The sequence below is a fragment of the Polaromonas glacialis genome (assembly GCF_000709345.1).
Lineage (GTDB): Bacteria > Pseudomonadota > Gammaproteobacteria > Burkholderiales > Burkholderiaceae_C > Polaromonas > Polaromonas glacialis.
The window spans coordinates 1,756,359-1,774,114 of the sequence record NZ_KL448323.1; the positions used below are offsets into that span (position 1 = coordinate 1,756,359).

The 17,756-nt window shown below is 64.1% G+C and carries 17 protein-coding genes; 7 read left to right on the forward strand and 10 right to left on the reverse strand.

Going from position 1 to position 17,756, the window contains the following annotated elements; all coding sequences use genetic code 11:
- The first annotated feature begins 169 nt into the window (after positions 1 to 169).
- The gene (locus EC86_RS0108710; protein ID WP_029524292.1) at positions 170 to 1,144 is read left to right on the forward strand and encodes an IS1595 family transposase; all 975 of its coding nucleotides are present in this window, start codon (positions 170 to 172) and stop codon (positions 1,142 to 1,144) included.
- Between the two features lie 71 nt (positions 1,145 to 1,215).
- Here the strand turns inward: EC86_RS0108710 and EC86_RS28690 are convergent, their stop codons facing one another.
- From EC86_RS28690 to EC86_RS0108725, 3 genes are read right to left on the reverse strand one after another with little or no spacing between them, the layout of a single operon-like run.
- On the reverse strand, positions 1,216 to 1,407 hold the full coding sequence (locus EC86_RS28690) for a hypothetical protein (protein WP_156955263.1): 192 nt from the start codon (positions 1,405 to 1,407) through the stop codon (positions 1,216 to 1,218).
- A 52-nt stretch (positions 1,408 to 1,459) separates the two neighbouring features.
- A complete protein-coding gene (locus EC86_RS0108720; protein WP_029525275.1) occupies positions 1,460 to 5,059 on the reverse strand; it encodes a hydantoinase B/oxoprolinase family protein in 3,600 nt (1,199 codons plus the stop codon).
- A 24-nt stretch (positions 5,060 to 5,083) separates the two neighbouring features.
- Positions 5,084 to 5,641 carry a winged helix DNA-binding protein gene (locus EC86_RS0108725; protein WP_029525276.1) on the reverse strand — a complete coding sequence of 186 codons (558 nt, stop codon included), beginning with the start codon at positions 5,639 to 5,641 and terminating at the stop codon, positions 5,084 to 5,086.
- A gap of 165 nt (positions 5,642 to 5,806) precedes the next feature.
- Between EC86_RS0108725 and EC86_RS0108730 the strand changes: the two genes are divergently transcribed.
- Genes EC86_RS0108730 through crcB form a run of 4 tightly spaced genes read left to right on the forward strand, consistent with a single transcriptional unit; the run spans position 5,807 to position 9,046 of the window.
- Positions 5,807 to 6,793, forward strand: coding sequence for a TRAP transporter substrate-binding protein (locus EC86_RS0108730; RefSeq protein WP_029525277.1), 987 nt, complete (start codon positions 5,807 to 5,809; stop codon positions 6,791 to 6,793).
- Between the two features lie 11 nt (positions 6,794 to 6,804).
- Positions 6,805 to 7,314, forward strand: a complete 510-nt coding sequence (locus tag EC86_RS0108735) for a TRAP transporter small permease (RefSeq protein WP_029525278.1) — start codon at positions 6,805 to 6,807, stop codon at positions 7,312 to 7,314.
- Between the two features lie 40 nt (positions 7,315 to 7,354).
- The gene (locus EC86_RS0108740; RefSeq protein WP_029525279.1) at positions 7,355 to 8,656 is read left to right on the forward strand and encodes a TRAP transporter large permease; all 1,302 of its coding nucleotides are present in this window, start codon (positions 7,355 to 7,357) and stop codon (positions 8,654 to 8,656) included.
- Between the two features lie 3 nt (positions 8,657 to 8,659).
- Positions 8,660 to 9,046 carry a fluoride efflux transporter CrcB gene (crcB, locus tag EC86_RS0108745; protein WP_029525280.1) on the forward strand — a complete coding sequence of 129 codons (387 nt, stop codon included), beginning with the start codon at positions 8,660 to 8,662 and terminating at the stop codon, positions 9,044 to 9,046.
- A 58-nt stretch (positions 9,047 to 9,104) separates the two neighbouring features.
- On the opposite strand, the gene EC86_RS0108750 is transcribed toward crcB, so the two are convergent.
- The 6 genes from EC86_RS0108750 to EC86_RS0108775 all read right to left on the reverse strand — a co-directional run bounded on the left by EC86_RS0108750 (position 9,105) and on the right by EC86_RS0108775 (position 13,343).
- Entirely contained in the window at positions 9,105 to 9,746 is a 642-nt protein-coding gene (locus EC86_RS0108750; protein ID WP_408633877.1) for a hemerythrin domain-containing protein, read from the reverse strand.
- Between the two features lie 79 nt (positions 9,747 to 9,825).
- The gene (locus EC86_RS0108755; protein ID WP_029525282.1) at positions 9,826 to 10,302 is read right to left on the reverse strand and encodes a copper chaperone PCu(A)C; all 477 of its coding nucleotides are present in this window, start codon (positions 10,300 to 10,302) and stop codon (positions 9,826 to 9,828) included.
- Positions 10,303 to 10,474: 172 nt separating this feature from the next.
- Positions 10,475 to 10,858, reverse strand: coding sequence for a DUF2946 family protein (locus EC86_RS26020; RefSeq protein ID WP_156955264.1), 384 nt, complete (start codon positions 10,856 to 10,858; stop codon positions 10,475 to 10,477).
- Positions 10,859 to 11,059: 201 nt separating this feature from the next.
- Positions 11,060 to 11,896 carry an ABC transporter substrate-binding protein gene (locus EC86_RS0108765; protein WP_029525284.1) on the reverse strand — a complete coding sequence of 279 codons (837 nt, stop codon included), beginning with the start codon at positions 11,894 to 11,896 and terminating at the stop codon, positions 11,060 to 11,062.
- Entirely contained in the window at positions 11,893 to 12,582 is a 690-nt protein-coding gene (locus EC86_RS0108770; RefSeq protein ID WP_029525285.1) for an ABC transporter ATP-binding protein, read from the reverse strand. The genes EC86_RS0108765 and EC86_RS0108770 overlap by 4 nt, the downstream gene beginning before the upstream one ends.
- The gene (locus EC86_RS0108775) at positions 12,579 to 13,343 is read right to left on the reverse strand and encodes an ABC transporter permease (protein ID WP_029525286.1); all 765 of its coding nucleotides are present in this window, start codon (positions 13,341 to 13,343) and stop codon (positions 12,579 to 12,581) included. Before EC86_RS0108775 ends, EC86_RS0108770 begins: the two co-directional genes overlap by 4 nt.
- Before the next feature lie 137 nt (positions 13,344 to 13,480).
- Here EC86_RS0108775 and EC86_RS0108780 point away from each other — a divergent pair, with 137 nt between their 5' ends.
- Both EC86_RS0108780 and EC86_RS0108785 read left to right on the forward strand, forming a co-directional pair.
- Entirely contained in the window at positions 13,481 to 14,581 is a 1,101-nt protein-coding gene (locus EC86_RS0108780; RefSeq protein ID WP_029525287.1) for a substrate-binding domain-containing protein, read from the forward strand.
- A 162-nt stretch (positions 14,582 to 14,743) separates the two neighbouring features.
- Positions 14,744 to 15,826, forward strand: a complete 1,083-nt coding sequence (locus EC86_RS0108785) for an IS30 family transposase (protein WP_029524521.1) — start codon at positions 14,744 to 14,746, stop codon at positions 15,824 to 15,826.
- Positions 15,827 to 16,519: 693 nt separating this feature from the next.
- On the opposite strand, the gene senA is transcribed toward EC86_RS0108785, so the two are convergent.
- A complete protein-coding gene (senA, locus tag EC86_RS0108790) occupies positions 16,520 to 17,746 on the reverse strand; it encodes a selenoneine synthase SenA (protein WP_051675795.1) in 1,227 nt (408 codons plus the stop codon).
- Positions 17,747 to 17,756: the final 10 nt, after the last annotated feature.

Here is a 17,756-nt window from a genome sequence, read left to right on the forward strand (position 1 = left end):
AGCCCTCATATCCAGGTGCCCAGGGCCCAGCGCAGCGATGGCCCGTCGGAGCGCTCAGCTCCAACCCGCTCCCGACCCCCAGGCAACTTTCTTGGCTCTGTCACTGTTAGATGTGGAATTTTTTTTCCAGAGGCGTAGAGTTCATAGCGAACCGTGAAGGAGGTTAGCCATGAACGCCGAGACTTTCAATGCGTTGATGAACCAACAGGTGCCCCGGCTCACGCTGCGCCAGCGTGAACTGCTCAAAAAGCGTCTGGATGAACTCGATGAGCAGCAAAAAGGGCTGGCCGTCATTGAGTCGTCCAGCGCGACTGAGCCGCGCTGCTGCCCACACTGCCAAGGCAGCGAGCTTTACCGGCATGGCCACGTCAGTGGGTTGCAGCGCTACCGCTGCCGGACATGCCACCGCACGTTCAATGCCCTGACGGGCACCGCGCTGGCGCGGCTGCGCAAGAAGGGCAAGTGGTTCGGTTTTAGTCAAGCCCTGGCCGCGTCCCTCACCCTTCGCCGGGCCGCTACTGCCCTGCAGGTTCACCGAAACACGGCGCTGCGCTGGCGCCATCGCTTTCTCAGCGGCCTCAAGGCAGACCGCGCGACAACGCTGCAAGGTATTACCGAGGCCGACGAGACCTATATCCTGGAGTCGCGCAAGGGCTGTCGCAAGCTGGACCGCCCGCCTCGCCGTCGCGGCAGCAAGGCGAGAAAAGCGGGCCTGTCCGGTGAACTGGTCTGCGTTTTGGTGGCTCGGGACCGTGCCGGACAGACGCTGGACTGGGTGATGGGACGCGGGCAGATGACAAAAGCCGCACTGGCCGGCGCACTGCAGCCCGTGCTGGCCAAGGATGCGCTGCTGGTGAGCGATGGCAACCGGACCTACTGCGGCTTTGCGCACGACGCGCACCTGGCGCACGAGGCGGTCAATCTGAACGCAGGCGTGCGCGTCAACGGCGCCATCCATGTCCAGAATGTCAACGCCTATCACGGCCGTCTCAAACAGTGGCTGCACCGCTTTCACGGCGTTGCCACGGGCTATCTGGACAACTACCTGGGCTGGTTTCGCGCCCTGGACAGCCACCATGGCGACTCTGGGCAAGCTGTCTTGGCGATGGCCTTGGGAAAATTTCCACATTTAACAGTGACATAGCCACTTTCTTTGGTGGGCTTTCTTTTTTGCCAGAAAAGAAAGTTACCCCCCGCCGGGAAGGCGCTCACCCCTCAATCCACAGAAGAAGCCGCCAAACGCCAACGCCAACGCCAACGCCAACGCCAACGCCAACGCCAACGCCAAAGAACAAGAACAAGAACAAGAACAAGAACAAGAACAAGAACAAGAACAAGAACAAGAACAAGAACAGAAACAGAAACAGAAACAGAAACAGAAACAGAAACAGAAACCGCAGCGGTCAAATCGAAAGCGGTAGTAGTTACAAAATCCCGGACTCCACGGGAACGCCGCGCTTCAAGCCACGCCGAAACCGCCGCCGCCCGGCGTGTGAATCTCGAACACGTCGCCCGGCTGCATCTCGGCCTGGCCAATGTGCGCCAGCGCTTCAATCGCGCCATCGGCCCGCACCACGATGTTTTTACCGACCTCGCCCGGCTCGCCGCCGGCCATGCCGAAAGCGCCGTGCAGGCGGCCGTTGGACAGGATGCTCGCCGTCATCAGCTCCAGGAACTTCACCCGCCGCACGCCGCCATTGCCACCCATCCATTTGCCCGCGCCGCCCGAGCCAGCGCGAATCTCGTAGCTTTCCAGCCGCACCGGAAAGCGGAACTCCAGCACCTCGGGATCGGTCAGGCGCGAATTGGTCATGTGGGTCTGAACCACGCTGCATCCGTCAAAGCCCTCGCCCGCGCCGCTGCCGCCCGAGATGGTTTCGTAATACTGGTAGCGCTCGTTGCCGAATGTGAAATTGTTCATCGTGCACTGGCTGGCCGCCATCACGCCGAGCGCGCCGTACAGCGCGTTGGTGATGCAGCTGGACGTTTCCACATTGCCCGCGACCACCGAGGCCGGCGGATTCGGGTTCAGCATCGAGCCGGCCGGAATGATGACCTTGAGCGGCTTGAGGCAACCGGCATTGAGCGGAATGTCGTCATCGACCAGCGTGCGGAACACATACAGCACGGCCGCCATGCACACCGCCGTCGGCGCGTTGAAGTTGTTGGTCTGCTGTTCTGAGGTGCCGGTGAAGTCGATCTCGGCGCTGCGGTTTTGCGTATCGACCCGGATAGCCAACTGGATCTGCGCGCCGTTGTCGAGCAGCAGCGTGAACTGCCCATCTTTCAGCCGCGTGATGACGCGGCGTACCGACTCCTCGGCGTTGTCCTGCACATGGTTCATGTAGGCTAGCACCACCTCCAGGCTGAACTGCTCGACCATCTTGCGCAGTTCCTGCACGCCTTTTTCATTGGCGGCAATCTGCGCCTTCAGGTCGGCCATGTTCTGGGCCGGGTTGCGGCTCGGGTATTCGCCGCTTTGCAGCAGCGCCACCATTTCTGCTTCGCGCAGCACGCCACGGTCGACCAGCTTGACGTTGTTGATCTGCACGCCTTCTTCCTCGATGCGCGTGGAAAACGGCGGCATCGAGCCCGGCGTGATGCCGCCGATGTCGGCATGGTGGCCGCGCGAGCCGACGTAAAACGTGGGCGTGTCGTGGTGCGGCGAAGCGCCCAGGTAGACCGGCGTGATCACGGTGATGTCAGGCAGGTGCGTGCCGCCGTGGTAGGGGTCGTTCAGCACATACACATCGCCCGGCTGCATCTTGCCGGCGTTCTCGCGGATCACGGTCTTGATGCTTTCGCCCATCGAGCCCAGGTGCACCGGCATGTGCGGTGCGTTGGCAATCAGGTTGCCTTCGGTGTCGAACAGCGCGCAGCTGAAGTCCAGCCGCTCCTTGATGTTGACCGAGTAGGCGGTGTTCTGCAGCTGCAGCCCCATCTGCTCGGCAATGTTCATGAACAGGTTGTTGAACACTTCCAGCAGCACCGGGTCCACCGTCGTGCCCGCTGCAAACCTGATGGCGCGCGGCACCCGCCGGTCCAGCATCAGGTGGTCGAACGCCGTGAGGCTCGCTTCCCAGCCGGGCTCGACCACGGTGGTCGCGTTCTTCTCGGCGATGATGGCCGGGCCGGGAATAATGTCGCCCGGCTGCAGGTCTTCGCGCACGACCAGCGCGGCATCAATCCACTGGCCGCCAGAGTACATGCGCACGGTTTCGCGGCGCGGCACTTGGCGCGGTGCGTGCAGCGCGTGGCGCGGTTCGGCCGGCGCGTCGCCCGCCACCACGGCCTCGACCGACACGGCTTCCACGACCAGGCCCTTGCCCTGCATCAGGAAGGCGAAACGCTGGCGGTAGGCGGCTTCAAAACCGGATTGAATCTGCTCAAACGTGCCAAACGGCACGATGAGCGCGGAGTCGCTTCCCTCGTAGCGCACATGCACGCGCCGCAGCGTGGTGATGGCGCCCGTGCTGACTTGCTGGCGCTGCAGTTCGGCTTGCGCGGTCGTGGCCAATGCATCGAGCGCATCGGCAATTTCGGGCAAGGCGGCGTCTGTCAGCTTGAGTTCAACGGCTTGCTCGCGAATCACGTTCTGGTCGGCCAGCCCCATGCCGTAGGCGCTCAGCACGCCGGCCAGCGGATGCACAAAGACCTTGCTCATGCCCAGCGCATCGGCCACCAGGCAGGCATGCTGGCCGCCGGCGCCGCCAAAGCACTGCAGCGTGTAGCGCGTCACGTCGTAGCCGCGCGCGACCGATATTTTCTTGATGGCGTTGGCCATCTGCTGCACGGCGATGTCGATGAAACCCTCGGCCACTTCCTCGGCGCTGCGGCCGGTCTGCACGGCCAGTTCGCCGAACTTGGCTTGCACTGCTTCCAGGCTCAACGATTCATTGGCCTGCGGTCCAAACACCTTGGGAAAGTAGCGCGGCTGCACCTTGCCGACCATCACATTCGCGTCGGTCACAGCCAGCGGGCCGCCGCGCCGGTAGCTGGCCGGGCCGGGGTTGGCCCCGGCGCTCTCGGGGCCGACGCGAAAGCGCGCACCGTCAAACGCCAGCACCGAACCGCCACCGGCCGCCACCGTATGGATGCTCATCATCGGCGCGCGCATGCGCACGCCGGCCACCTGGGTTTCGAACACGCGCTCGAACTCGCCCGCGTAATGCGACACGTCGGTCGAAGTGCCGCCCATGTCGAAACCAATCACCTTCTCGATACCCGCAATCGCCGCCGTGCGCGCCATGCCGACGATGCCGCCGGCGGGGCCGCTCAGGATCGCGTCCTTGCCCTGGAACACATGGGCGTCGGTCAGCCCGCCCGACGACTGCATGAAGAACAGTTTCACGCCCGGCATCTCTGCGGCCACCTGCTCGACATAGCGGCGCAGGATGGGCGACAGGTAAGCATCGACCACGGTGGTGTCGCCCCGGCTGACGAACTTCATCATCGGGCTGGTTTCATGCGAGGTGCTGATCTGCGTGAAGCCCACTTCCTGCGCGATGCGTTTGGCGGCTTTTTCGTGGGCGGTGAAGCGGTAGCCGTGCATGAAGACAATCGCCACGCTGCGCAGCCCTTGCTGGCAGTGCGCCAGCAGCTCGCGCTTCAATAGCGCCTCGTCCAGCGGCTGCAGCACTTCGCCCTGCGCGCCGACGCGTTCGTCGGCTTCGACCACGGCGCTGTAGAGCAGTTCGGGCAGCACGATGTGGCGGTCAAACAGTCGCGGGCGGTTCTGGTAGGCGATGCGCAGCGCATCCCGAAAGCCGCGCGTGGTGACCAGCAGCGTCGGCTCGCCCTTGCGTTCGAGCAGCGCGTTGGTGGCCACGGTGGTGCCCATCTTCACGCACTCGACCACGTCGGCGCTGACCGGCTCGCCGGTCTTGAGGCCGAGCAGGTGGCGAATGCCGGCCACGGCCGCGTCGCGGTACTGCTCGGGGTTTTCGCTCAGCAGCTTGTGCGTGACCAGCGTTCCATCGGGCCGCCGGCCTACCACGTCAGTGAAGGTGCCGCCCCGGTCGATCCAGAACTGCCAGCGTCGCGTGCCATTTTTTTCCATGATGTGCCCAGAAGGTAAAAGGGGTTAAAGGCTGGCCGCCGAGCGCGCCGCCTGGTCGTAGATGCCCGACAGCAGGCGCAGCAGGCGCGCCAGTTCGCCGATGTCGCGGTTCAGCCCATCGTCGGCATTGAGCGCATTGATCAGGCACGATTCGCGGATTTCGCGGTAGCGGTTCACATGGTCCATCCCCATGTCGGTGCAGGCGTAGGTCACGTCCTTGCCGCTTTTGCTGGACACCACCACGCCCAGGTTCTGCAGTTTCTTGAGCGAGTAGTTGATCAGGTGCGTGTCCTCGACATTCATGATGAAACAGATGTCGGCCAGGCGCTTGTTGCGGGCGCGGTGCGTGACATGGTGCAGCACCAATACGTCGAGCGGCGTCAGGTCGGGCAGGCCGGCCGCACTCATGCAGTGCACGACCCAGCGGTGAAAGGCGTTGCCCGCCACGATCAGGCCGAACTCGAACTCGCTCATCTCCGCGCTGCGCGGCGACACCAAGTGCGCCGACGAGACAATGGACGGTGTGGACGATGGGGGCGATGGGGGCGCGCCTCGGGGCGCCGGGGTGCCGGTTTTTTTCATCACGCGCACGCTCCAGGCTGGCATCTTTGTTGCATGGATAAATTGTAGGCAGTTAAATCACAATTCATCAACGATTTGTTGACGTTTAGGGAAAACACCCGGTCAGCCCGCCAAAATGCGCTTTACATTTATTCACCGACCCTGCGAATTAACCCTGGAGCTTTCATGAATCGTCGTCTGTTTGCACTGAGCGCCACCGCCGCCGCCTTGACGCTGGCCCTGGCCGGCGCACCGGCCTTTGCCCAAACCAAATGGGACCTGCCAGCCGCCTACCCGGCGACCAACTTTCACACCGAAAACCTGACGCAGTTTGCCGCCGACGTGGACAAGGCCAGCGCCGGCAAGCTGAAAATCACCGTGCATGCCAACGGTTCGCTGTTCAAGGCGCCGGAAATCAAGCGCGCCGTGCAGGGCGGACAGGCGCAGGCCGGCGAAATCCTGCTGGCCAATTTCCAGAACGAGTGGCCGCTTTTCGGCGCCGATGGCCTGCCCTTCCTGGCCGACAGCTACGACCAGTCGCAAAAACTCTACAAGGCGCAAAAGCCTTTCCTGGAGAAAAAGCTGGCCGAGCAAGGCATAGCGCTGCTGTACGCGGTGCCGTGGCCCACGCAGGGCATCTTTGCCAAGAAGCCGCTCAATGCCGGCAGCGACCTGAAGGGCGTGAAATGGCGCGCCTACAGCCCGTCCACCGCGCGCATCGCCGAACTGGTGGGCGCCCAGCCGGTCACCGTGCAGGCCGCCGAGCTGTCGCAGGCCATGGCGACCGGCGTGATCGAGTCCTACATGTCCTCCGGCTCCACCGGCATGGACACCAAGACCTATGAAAGCCTGAAGTATTTCTACGACACCCAGGCCTGGCTGCCGAAAAACGCGGTCATCGTCAACAAGGCCGCATTCGATGCGCTCGATGCGCCGACGAAGCAGGCGGTGCTCAAGGCTGCGCTTGATGCCGAAGTGCGCGGCCTGACCGCGTCGAAAAAGACCAACGCCGACTCGCTGGACAAGCTCAAGGCCAATGGCATGAACGTCCTGCCGCCGTCGCCGCAGCTCAAGGCCGACATGAAGAAGGTCGGCGACGTGATGCTCAAGGAATGGCTGGAAAAAGCCGGCCCCGAGGGCAAGGCGCTGATCGACGCCTTCAACAAGTCCTGAAGCAGGCTTGAATGCGAAAAGCGCTCGATGCCCTGTACAACGGCGCCGCCGCCCTGGCCGCGCTGTTCCTGGTCGGCCTCCTAGTCATGGTGGTGCTGTCCATCGTCAGCCGGCAGCTCAATTTCCATGTGCCGGGCACCGACGCCTACGCCGGCTACCTGATGGCGGCCAGCGGCTTCCTGGCGCTGGCCCACACCCTCAAGCGCGGCGAGCACATCCGCGTGACGCTGATCCTGGGGGCGCTGACCGGCCGCTGGAAAAAGGGGCTGGAGCTGTGGGCCCTTGGCTTTGCCAGCGCGCTGAGCGCCATGTTCGCGTATTACTGCTGCCGCCTGGCCTGGCAGTCGCGCACCTTTCACGACATTTCCACATCGAGCGACGCCACGGCGCTGTGGATTCCGCAGCTCGGCATGGCGGTCGGCACGGTGATCCTGGCGATTGCCTTTGTCGATGAGCTGGTGCTGGAAATCAGCGGCCAGCGCATGGCCCACAGCAGCGACGAAGCGCTGCGCAACGAATAAACCGATTCATTTCCTACCTCCCCACCTCAAGCGGCCCTTCATGAACGACCTTGCAATCACCGCCGCCCTGCTGGTGGCCCTGCTCTTGATTTTGGGCAGCGGCGTCTGGGTCGGCCTGAGCCTGACCGGCGTGGCCTGGATGGCGGTGACGCTGTTTTCGTCGCGCCCCGCCGGCGACGCCATGGCCGTGACGGTCTGGGGCTCGTCGTCCAGCTGGACGTTGACCGCCCTGCCCCTGTTTGTCTGGATGGGTGAAATTTTGTTTCGCACGCGCCTGAGCCAGGACATGTTCAAGGGCCTGGCGCCCTGGGTGCAGGCCCTGCCGGGGCGGCTGCTGCACACCAACGTGATCGGCTGCACCATCTTTGCCGCCGTGTCGGGCTCCAGCGCCGCCACCTGCGCCACCATCGGCAAGATGACGCTGCCCGAACTGACCCGGCGCGGCTACCCCGAGCACATGGTCATCGGCACACTGGCCGGCGCCAGCACGCTGGGCCTCTTGATTCCGCCGTCGATCATCATGATCGTCTATGGCGTGGCCGCAGAGGTGTCGATCTCCAAGCTGTTCATTGCCGGGGTGTTTCCCGGCTTGCTGCTGGCGGCGCTGTTCTCGGGCTACATCATCTTCTGGGCCTTGCGCCATCCGGAACAGGTGCCCCCCGCCGACGCCAGGACCAGCTTCATGCAAAAGATCGCCAGCTCGCGCAGCCTGATTCCGGTGGTGCTGCTGATTGCCGCCGTGCTGGGCTCAATCTATTCCGGTGTGGCCACGGCTACCGAGGCCGCCGCCGTCGGCGTGGTCGGCTCGCTGATCTTGTCTACCCTGCAGGGTTCGATGAACTGGGCAACCTTTCGCGATGCGCTCATGGGCGCGACCCGGCTGTACTGCATGATCGGCCTCATTTTGGCGGGCGCGGCCTTTTTGACGCTGGCCATGGGCTACATCGGCTTGCCGCGCCACCTGGCCGAATGGATCGGCACGCTGGGGTTGAGCAAGGCGCAGCTCATCGTAGCGCTGTCGGTGTTCTTCATCATCCTGGGCTGCTTTCTGGACGGTATCTCGATGGTCGTGCTGACCATGGGCGTGCTCATGCCGACGGTGCAGGCCGCCGGCATCGACCCGATCTGGTTCGGCATTTTCGTGGTGCTGGTGGTCGAGATGGCGCAGATCACGCCGCCGGTCGGTTTCAACCTCTTCGTGCTGCAGGGCATGACCGGCCGCCAGCTCACCTGGATTGCCAAAGTCACGATGCCGATGTTTTTCCTGATGTGCGCGGCGGTGGCGCTGATCTATGTGTTCCCTGGCATCGTCACCTGGCTGCCGCAAAAAATGGCGAACTAGGACATGGGAACGGTGCTGGCCATCTGCATCGGCGCCTCGGCGGGCGCGCTGTCGCGCTGGGGCCTGGGTCTGTGGCTGTCGCCCGGCGGCCTGATTCCCTGGGGCACGCTGGCAGCCAACCTGCTGGGCGGCTACCTGGTCGGCGTGGCGGTAGCGGTCTTGCAGTCCATGCCGCAGATCGACCCGGTCTGGCGGCTGCTGCTGGTCACGGGCTTTCTGGGCGGGCTGACGACGTTTTCCACTTTCTCGGCCGAGGTCGTGGCGTACCTGCTTGAGGCGCGCTACGGCCTGGCAGCCTTCACGGCCCTGCTGCACGTGATGGGTTCGCTTTTGATGACCGTGGCGGGGATCAAGTCTGCTGCGTTTTTCATAGCTACTCGCGCAGGCTAGGACTGCGCAAAAGCCATTTTTTGTTATAAATTTAGCCGCTTTCCATGGCCCTGACGAGTCAGCTGTCGCCCAGCCCGATGGGCGCCGGCGCCCGCATCACGATGCGCGTGAACAGGCGGTCATAGGCCGGGTCGGGCGGATATTTTCCGGTCAGCGGGTCGCAGTTCTTCTCGAACGCGGCGTCCAGTTCCTTCCAGTCGGCATCGCTCAGCACCTTTTCGGCTTCGGGCAGGATCACGGTTTCTTCGAGCCGCATGTGCTCCAGGTAAAACTTCACGTAGCTGGTGCACTGGGCCACGAAAGTGGGCTTGCGCGGCTCGCCCAGCAGTTCCCAGGCCAGCAGCAGGTGTTGAAGCTCACGCACGGCTTTTTCGCCGTTCATGTGGTCGCTTTCGAGTTTTTGCACCGCCGCCATGACCGACGGCGCTGCCCGCACCACGCGCGGGAACAGCAGGTCGGACTCCTTGGGGTGGTGCAGGCGCTCGGGAAATTCGTCGATGTAGAACAGCATGGCGCGCAGCACATCGAAGAACTGTTCCGGGTTGTCTCCGGGGCCGCGCTCGACCATCAGGGTCATGGACTTGAGCATGGCGGCCAGCGACGAATGCTCGTCGCGGATGATTTGCAGGCTGGTGTGTTTGATGGCGGTCTCCTGAAATTTTTTGACTAGCGCACAGCATGCCTTGCAGCTAGCCCGCATGCCATGACACAGGTCAAGTTTTCGTCAGCTTCAAGGCCTGCGCAAACACGGTGTTACCTGTGCGGCACCGCCCGCACACTCAGTGCTTGTGGGCGCCGTGGTCTGCGGCGTTTCCAGTCATGGCAGCAGGGGCCGCCGTTCTGACAGGCACGATGACTTCCTGACGGGTTTCAACGCCCTGGGCATCCTGAAGGCGCAGCGTCAGCGGCACCGTGCTGCCCTTGGGGAGGGGCTGCTTCAGGTCCATGAGCATGAGGTGGTAGCCGCCGGGCTTGAGCTGCACGGCCTGGCCGGCCGGAAGGTCCAGCGCGGGCAGCGCGCGCATCTTCATGATGTCGCCGTCCACTTTCATTTCATGCACTTCGGCCACGCCGGCCACGGGCGTGGACACGCCGACCAGTCTGGCGCCGTCCCTGGCGGTGAGGTTCATGAAGGCGCCCGTGCCCTTCTGGCCCTGCACGGTGGCGCGGACCCAGGCGCCGCTGACGTCAACGGTCTGGGCATGAAGGGCGCCGCAGGCCAGCAGCAAGGTGGCGGTCAATACTTTGAGTTTCATGAAATTATCCAACGGTGAGTTTTTCAAAATCCGGCGGAACCCGCCGGCTGAATGGGAAAAATTGAAGGGAAATGTCCTGGTGAATTCATCGAACGCACACTGTGGAACGCAACGATAAAGCGCGTGCGGGCCCCTTGGTCAGCACGCAAGCCCAAGCCCCGGTGGAGGCGGTTCAGTTCAGGAGTGCGGGCGGCCCACGGCTGAAAGGCAGCCCGGGGTTGGTGGCGGCTACATCGGACGGAAAATCGGCGGCGGCCACCTGTACGCCGGCAAAGCAGGGAATGGCCGTGACAGGCTGCGGCGGCAAGGCCCAGCCCAGCGCACCGCACAGGTCGCAGTGCGCGCCGGCCTGCGGTGCATCGCCGGAGCCGTCGTCCGCGCTGCTGCCCCAGACGGCGTTCGCACTGCAGATGCCGCCGAGCTGGCCGGTGCGCACCTCTTCGGCCAGCATGCTGGCCGGCGCCACCAGCGCCGACAGTACGGCCAGGAAGCTGAAGAAAACGGCCACGCGCGCCCACACGGACAAGGGCGGGCGGGCGAATGGATGGTGAGGCACGGCGCGATTGTAAAGAGTTAGAACGCCGGCCTGACGCGGCAAGGTCAGCAAACGCGGGCCGGCTTAGGGATAAGGAAATTTTAAAAGTACCGGTTTTAAATGGCTGTCATTGCGGGCTTGCCCCGCAATCCATGGCCCCGAATTCATGGATGCCGGGTCAAGCCCGGCATGACATGGGTACATTGGAAATCTCCGCCTCCCTTACGGCGCGGCGTTGGGGAAAAACAGCGGCTGGCCGTTGATCTTGTAAGCGGCAATCACGCCCTGCCCGGCCGGCGAAATCACCCAGTCAACAAACTTTTGCGCCTCAAGCACCTTGATCTGCGGGTGTTTGGCCGGGTTGACGACCATCACGCCATACTGGTTGAAAAGGCGCTTGTCGCCCTCGACCAGCACGGCCAGGCCGGCCTGGTTCTTGAACGACAGCCAGGTGCCCCGGTCGGCCAGCACATAGGCGCCCAGGCTGGCGGCCATGTTCAGCGCCGGCCCCATGCCGCAGCCGCAGGCCTTGTAGCCGGAAAATGCCGGGGCTGGGGCGCCGGCGGTTTTCCAGTAACGCAATTCAGCCGCATGGGTGCCGCTCTTGTCGCCGCGCGAGATGAAGCCGATGGCGCTGGTATTGGCGGCGTTGATTTTTTTCAAGGCGTCAACGATGTCATTACCCTTGACCTGGGCCGGGTCGGCGGCCGGGCCGACCAGCACGAAGTCGTTGTACATCACCGGGTAGCGCTTGAGGGCAAAGCCTTCGGCGACGACCTTTTCCTCGGCCACCTGGTCGTGGACAAACAGCACGTCGGCGTCGCCCCGGCGGCCCATGTCGATGGCCTGGCCGGTGCCGACCGCCACGACCTTCACGTCGATGCCGGAGGCCTTTTTGAATTCCGGCAGCAAATGGCCGAACAGCCCGGACTGCTCGGTCGAAGTCGTGGAGGCCATCACGATGCTCGGCGTCTGCGCTATCGAAAGCGTAGCTGCCAGCGCAAGTGGAATAAGCGCAAGAGCCCTGAAAGGCATGAGAAATCTGCTAAAACCGTTCATCCGAGTTCCCCTTTTAGAAAATTGTCCGCCGCCACCGGCAACGGTCCGTTGAAAAACGCAGCCGTCGGCAAGTCGGCGATCAGCCGGCCCTGCTCCAGGTACACCACGCGGCTGGCCAGGCGCTTGACCTGGCCGAGGTTGTGGCTGCTGAAAATCAGCGTCATGCCGTCGTCGGCGAATTCGGCCATCAGCCGCTCGACCTCGCGCTTGGCCGCCGGGTCCAGACTGGACGTCGGCTCGTCGAGCAGCAGCACTTGGGCTTTCAGTGCCCAGGCGCGCGCCAGCGCCACGCGCTGCTGCTGCCCGCCGGAAAGCGCCTTGGCATGGCGCCCGGCCAGGTCGGCCAGCCCCACCCGTTCGAGCGCCTGCAGCGCCTGCGCCTTGGCCAGCGTCCACGGCACGCTGCTGAGCCACAAGCCCAGCGCGACGTTGTGCAGCACGCTGGCGCGCAGCATGTAGGGCCGCTGGAACAGCATCGCCTGGCGCGCGCGCGCGTCCGCCTGGAAATGTCCTTGGTCTGGCTTGACCAGCCCGTGCAGGGTGCGCAGCAGGGTGCTTTTGCCGCTGCCGTTGGAGCCGACCAGCGCCAGCCTTTCGCCGGCCTGGATACACAAGGTGCAGCCGCGCAGCGCCTGCACGCGGCCGAACTGCACGCCAACGGCCTGCAGGTCAAAGAGCAGCGTCATGACGAGGCGCCCCGCGCCACCGGCGCTGCCGCCAGCGCGGCGTCAAGATCGGGCAGCGGGTCATCGACCCGCTCGCGCCAGCGCCGCACCAGCGCGATCAGCAGGTTGAGCAGCAGCACCACGCCGAGCAGCACCAGGCCGAGCGCCAGCGCCAGCGGCAGGTCGCCCTTGCTGGTTTCCAGCGCGATCGAGGTCGTCATCACGCGGGTAAAGCCCTCGATGTTGCCGCCCACGACCATCACCGCGCCGACCTCAGAAATGGCGCGGCCAAAGGCGGCCATCAGCACCGTCAGCAGGGCATAGCGCTCGTCCCACAGCAGGATCAGGCTGCGCATGAAGCGGCGCGCGCCCAGCGAGGCGAACTGCTCGCCGTGGCTGCGCTCGGCGTCATCGATGGTCTGGCGCACCAGCGCCGTCACCACCGGCAGCACCAGGATGGTTTGCGCCAGCACCATGGCCTTGAAGGAAAATAGCCAGCCCAAGAAACCCAGCGGACCGCTGCGCGACAGCAGCAAATACACCACCAGCCCGACCACCACCGATGGCAGCGCCAGCGCGGTGTTGAGCAGCGCCAGCACCACGGCCCGCCCCTTGAAACGCGCCACGCCCATCCAGGCGCCCAGCAGCAGCCCGGCGCTGCAGGCGATGAGGCAGGCCAGCGCGCTGACAGCCAGCGACCGGCCGACGATGCCGGCAAACAGCGGGTCGAGCGAAGTGATGAGCGAAAAGGCGGTGAAGGCGCTGTCGGAAAAGGTGTTCATGGGGTGGGTTGTGGCGCGACTGTAGCGCAGCTTTTCCGACTGTGCGGCGCTTGGGGCGTTGTCGTTATGAAGCGCTTTGCATAGGAAAAACCGGCCGTCCGGCGCCATGGGCCGCACCGATAATCCGTGTACACACCATGCACAAGATCGAACTTTCCTACCTCCTGAGCCCGCAGCGCGGCAAGGACGCGCTGATCCGCAACCCGATGATGGACATGCTGCACGCGGTCAGCGAGCAAGGCTCGATTTCAAAGGCCGCCAGGGCGCTTGGCCTGTCCTACCGCCACGTCTGGGGCTCGCTCAAGGACTGGGAACAAACGCTGGGCCGCAGCCTGATCGTCTGGGACAAGGGCCAGCGCGCGCGCCTGACCGAGTTCGGCGACAAGCTGCTGTGGGCCGAACGCCAGGCGCAGGCCCGGCTGGCACCGCAGATCGAGGCGCTGCGCGGCGACATCGAACGCGCTTTTTCAACGGCGTTCGACGACAGCGCGCACGTCCTCACGCTGTATGCCAGCCACGACGCGGCGCTGTTGGCGCTGCGCGACCAGGCCAGCGCGCAGGGCCTGCACCTGGACCTCCGCTTCATGGGCAGCGTCGATGCCATCGCGGCGCTCAACGCCGGGCGCTGCATGATGGCCGGCTTTCATGCGCGCGACCAGCCCGCCCGACATTCGGTGGCGGCACAGACCTACCGCAGCCTGCTCAAGCCCGGCCTGCACAAGCTGATCGGCTTTGCGCACCGCCAGCAGGGCCTGATGGTGGCGCGCAACAACCCGCTGCGCATCGACAGCCTGGCCGACCTGAAGCAGCCGGGCATCCGCTATGTGAACCGGCTCCAGGGCAGCGGGACGCGGGTGCTGCTGGACGAGCTGCTGGCCGAAGCCGGCATGGCGGCCTGCGACATTCAGGGCTACGGTACGGTCGAGCCGTCGCACACCGCCGTGGCGCAGGCCGTTGCCAGCGGCGCGGCTGATGCGGGCCTGGGCATCGAGGCGGCTGCGCGGGAAAAGGGCCTGGGGTTTGTGCCGCTGGCGCGGGAGCGCTACCACTTGGTCTGCCTGAAGTCCGAGTTGCCCACACCGCCGGTACAGGCGCTTCTCAGGGAACTGCAAGGCGGCGCATGGCAGGCCACGCTGGACGCGCTGCCGGGGTATGGCGGCGCGCTGGCGCAGAGCGGCAAGGTGCTGTCATTGCGGGCGGCGCTGCCGTGGTGGAGTTACCGCAAAGCTAAAGATTGACGGCTTGACGCTGGCTGCGGGCTGATGCTTGGCTGGGTTAACTTCTCTGGGTTTTGCTGGCCGGGGGTTGCCCGGCGGCAAGTAACTTTCTTTTGCTTCGCCAAAAAAAAGTCACGGCGGATTCAAATCGCAAGTGCAACACTACGAATCCGGAGGAGTTGCATGACAAGAACCTATCAACAATTGAATGCTGAAGAGCGCGGCGTGGTGATGGCCATGAAGCTGCAGTTCTGCAGCATGCGCTCGATTGCCAGTGCACTGGGCAGAGCGCCGAGCACGATCTCGCGCGAGCTGCGCCGCAATGAGTGGCAAAGCGAAGCCGGGCAATGCGTCATGGGTCGCCCCCGCATCGCTGGCGGCTATGACGCAAAGCGCGCCGGCAAGCGGGCCAGACGGGTGCGCCGCGAAGCCTGGCCGTCGCGCAAACTCCACCACACTGGTCTCCTGTGGGCCGAGGTCAGGGCGCTGCTGGAACTGAAGTGCTCGCCCGAGCAGATCGCTGCCAAACTCAGGCAGCGCCATCCCGGGCAACGTCAGTTGCAGGCCTGTCATGAAACCATCTACACCGCGATCCACGCCGCCATCTACGCCATGCCCGGGGGAGAGCTGCGCCGTGAGCTGGTCGGGCTGCTGCGCCAGGGCCGCTGTGCACGCAGGCGCCGCAGCCGGGGCACTGACAGGCGCGGCTCGCTGCAGGGCACGTTGAGCATTCATGCGCGCCCGGCCCAGGCCAACGAGCGTTTGCTGCCCGGCCACTGGGAGGGCGACCTGATCGTGGGCAAGGCCAACGCGTCGTCTGTCGGCACGCTGGTGTGCAGGAAGTCGCTGTTCACCATGATGGTCAAACTGGGCAGCAGCAAGGCTGCAGACGTGCTCGACGGCTTCACCAGGGCGTTCTGTGCGCTGCCGCAGGAGTTGCGCCAGACGCTGACGTACGACCAGGGCAAGGAGATGGCGCTGCACAAAAGCCTGGCCGACAACACCGGGATGACAATCTACTTTTGCGACCCCCACAGCCCCTGGCAACGGGGCCTCAACGAGAACACCAACGGGTTGCTGCGCCAGTACCTGCCCAAGGGCACGGACCTGGGCGTGTACTCCCAGCGAGAGCTCGATGAGATGGCCTGGGAGCTCAATACGCGCCCCCGAAAGAGCCTCGGCTGGCGCAGCGCTGCAGAGGTGTTCTACGACGATGCCAGCATGGCAAAAGCCGGCCTTATCCCTACTGTTGCACTTGGTCTTTGAATCCGCCCACCAAAGAAAAGGCGACCCGACTGTCTGGGTCCCTTCGCTTCGCTTCGGGCAACCTGTGCTGGCTGGCAAAAGCGGGGGTCGGCGCAAACTCGCTTCACTGCGTTGCGCTCAAACAGCGCGCCGCCCTGATCCCACTTTTGCCAGCCATCACAGGCCCAGCCAGAACGGGACTTGCGGGAACGGATTCGGGGACAGATTCGGTGACTTATGCATCAAAAGTGCATCTTGCGCTTGCTACGCCTTCGTAAGCAGCTATTTAATTAGTAGCGTTTGCTATTTAGAACTCGGCGCGGTGGCTGTTTGGCTGTTTGGCTGTTTGGCTGTTTGGATTTTTGGATTTATGGATTTATGGATTTATGGATTTATGGATTTATGGATTTATGGATTTTCATTACCCGCCTGCCCCGTTCTGTCTGGGCCTGCGCTGCCTGAGAAAAATGGGATCAGGGCCGCGCGCTGTTTGAGCGCAACGCAGTGAAGCGAGTTTGCGCGGACCCCCATTTTTCTCAGGCAGCGCAGGTCGCCCGCAGCGCAGCGCAGGGACCCAGACAGCCGGGTCGCCTTTCTTTTGCTTACTTTTCTTTGGCGAAGCAAACAAAAGTGAGTCGCCGCCGGGCGACCCCCGGCCAGCAAAACGTAGAAGAGCCAACCCAGCAGCCAGTCAAGCAAAAGCAGCGACTACGTTCATAACGCGCAAGAGCGAAAACCACAAAACATGTCATCGCGCTCCGGCGGGTAGAAGTTGCGAAAGTTCGGATGCTTCATGCGCGCGCGGGTGGCAAACGACGCGCCGCGCAGCACCTTGTGGCTACCGAACCACGGCTGTGAATAGGCCTGGTAAGGGTCAGCCACAAAGCCTGGATACGGCCGAAAGGTGGTGCCCATCCATTCCCACACATCGCCCCAGCGAAAACCCCGCCGCGCCGCCGTGTGCGCCGCCACTTCCCATTCCACCTCGGCCGGCAGGCGGCGGCCGGCCCAGCGGCACCAGGCATCGGCTTCCCACCAGCTCAGGTGCATCGCCGGCTGGTTGCCCTGCATGCGCATGGGCTGTCCAAAACGCGTCTGGATGACGGCGCCGCTGCCGATGCCGATCTGCTCCACGTAACGCGGGCCGCGCCGGCCCTCGCCCGCCGCCTGCGCCTGCAGCCACTGCCAGCCTTCGGGATGCCAGAAAGCCTGCCGGTCATAGCCGCCATCGGCGACAAACTCAACGTACTGCGCCCAGGTGACGGCCTGGGCATCGATTTCAAACTCGGGGATGCTGACGGCATGGACCGCTTTTTCATTGTCAAACGCAAAGCCCGAACCAGCGCCCGACGCGCTGCCCATGTTCCAGGTCGTCGCAGGAACCAGCATCGGCTCGCGCACCACCATAGGCGCAGGCATGAAGGCTTTTTGCAAGGGCTTGTCCAGGGGCAGGCCCAGGGCTTGCGCCATGTAAGTGAAGGCTTCGCCATGCATGTCTTCGTGAAACAGGCACAGGCGGTAAAAGTACAGGGCGGCGTCGTCATCCCCGGCTTTTTCAAGCAGATCGAGCGTGCTTTCCAGGGTGTCGAGCAGGTAGGCGCGGCAGCCCGCCATGTCCGGCAGGTCCAGCGTCCAGCGCGTGTCATGCGGCACCTGGTCCGAGTCCCACCAGCGGTCGGCGTTCGGCTCCATCGACGCCAGCCGGGCCTGCGCCGGATCGCAGCGCGTGCCCAGCGCGCGCTGCAGGTTGCGGCCGATCCAGCGCTCCTGAAACCAGGCCACATGGCCCATTTCCCACAACGGGGGATTGAGCGTGGCCGCCAGGGGCACGGCGAAGTTCACGCACTCCAGGGCATTTTGGTACTGGCCAAAAAGGTGCAACGTATGATTGCGCGCATCCATCAGCGCCAGCGACAGCAAGTCCCTGCCCGCCTTGCGCATGAGGGGCGAA